The organism is Alcanivorax sp. HI0083, from assembly GCF_001635175.1.
Map to the genome: position 1 here is coordinate 1 of NZ_LWFX01001609.1, position 1,478 is coordinate 1,478.

The window sequence follows — 1,478 nt, forward strand, 5'->3', positions numbered from 1 at the left end:
CGCTGGCGTTCACCGATACCACAAAGCCGTGGCGCCTCTGCCGGGCAACGACCTTGCAGCTGCGCCAGTGCTTCGTCGTCCGCCAACGCCATCCACTGGTCCACCTGCGCCCGCGGGCCGGTCCACACAAGCGCCATGCGCTGGTCGGGCAGCGGCAACAGGGCCAGTGGGCCGTCATTCAGAAAGCGTTCGCAGGCGATTCCCTTGTGGGGCTCTTTCAGGGACAGGTTAGCGATCAACGCATCGTGACCAGTGTCGTGGTCACGGGCGCTAATGCCGAGCCACTCCCGGGTCTTGGACCGGGCGCCGTCGGCGGCGATCAACAGCGGCGTTTCCACCACCTCGCCACTGGCCAGAGTGATTTGGTAACCGCCCTCCTGCCGGCGAATACCCGACAAGGTATCCGGCGCCCGCACTTCAATGCCCTCATCCGCAAACAAGGCCCCGAGCAACACAAACCCCAGCCAGCGGTTTTCCACCACGGCACCCAGCTGCTCTACCCCTTCTTCTGCGGCGGACATGCGCGTTATACCAAGGCGGGATTGTCGCGACACATGCACCGTACCGATAGCCGCCGCGTGCTCTCGAACGGCATGGCCCAGACCCAGATCATCCAGTACCGCCAACGTCCCCGCGGACAAGGCGGTACTGCGGGCATCAAAGCTGGGAGTCAGGGGGGGAGCGTCTGGCAGGGACAGCGGATGGCTTTCGATCAGCATTACCCGGGCGGCACCGTGACGACGCAACAACAGCGCCAGCAAGGCCCCGGCCATACCACCGCCAACAATCACCAAAGGTTGTTGCGTCATTCCAACGTCCATTTTCACTGTAGGAGCGCCACTTGAGGCGCGAATCATGCAAAGCGTTGAAAGTTCAAAGTGTAAAGTTTAAACGCGAATCCAGTTGTCGATGTGTGTAATGTCGTGCCCGCGTTCCCCGGTAATGGCGCGGGCACAGACACTCAAAGGCAACCCCCCTCTCGCGCTTTTCAACTTTAAACTTTCAACTACCCTTCATTATCTTTTCGATATCCGCCACGTCCTTCGGCACTTCGTGACTAAGCACTTCGCAGCCGGTTTTGGTGACCAGCACATCATCCTCGATACGGATGCCAATACCCCGCCATTGCTCGTCCACTGTGGTGTCATCCGGCGCCACATACAGCCCCGGCTCCACGGTCAGCGCCATGCCCGGCTCCAGCTGGCGCCATTGTTCCTGAATGCGGTAATCACCCACATCATGCACATCCAGCCCCAGCCAATGGCCGGTGCGATGCATAAAGAATTGTCGGTAGCCTTCGGTTTCCACCAGCTCGTTGAATTCCCCTTTCAACAGGCCCAGGTCGATCAGCCCCTGAGTAAGGATATTCACCACCTGCTCGTGGGGCACGTTCCAGTGGTTGTCCGGGTGGGTAGCTTCGATGGCCGCATACTGGCTGGCCAGCACCAGCTCATACAGCGCCTGCTGTGGCTTGCTGA

General features: G+C 60.4%; 2 protein-coding genes. Both read right to left on the bottom strand.

The window, feature by feature from the left end:
• Nucleotides 1-809, bottom strand: an 809-nt coding sequence (locus tag A3754_RS23870) for an FAD-dependent monooxygenase (protein WP_063521531.1), incomplete at its 3' end; no start/stop codon positions are given.
• A 193-nt stretch (nucleotides 810-1,002) separates the two neighbouring features.
• On the bottom strand, nucleotides 1,003-1,478 hold a 476-nt coding region (locus A3754_RS23875), incomplete at its 5' end, for a M24 family metallopeptidase (protein WP_156497194.1).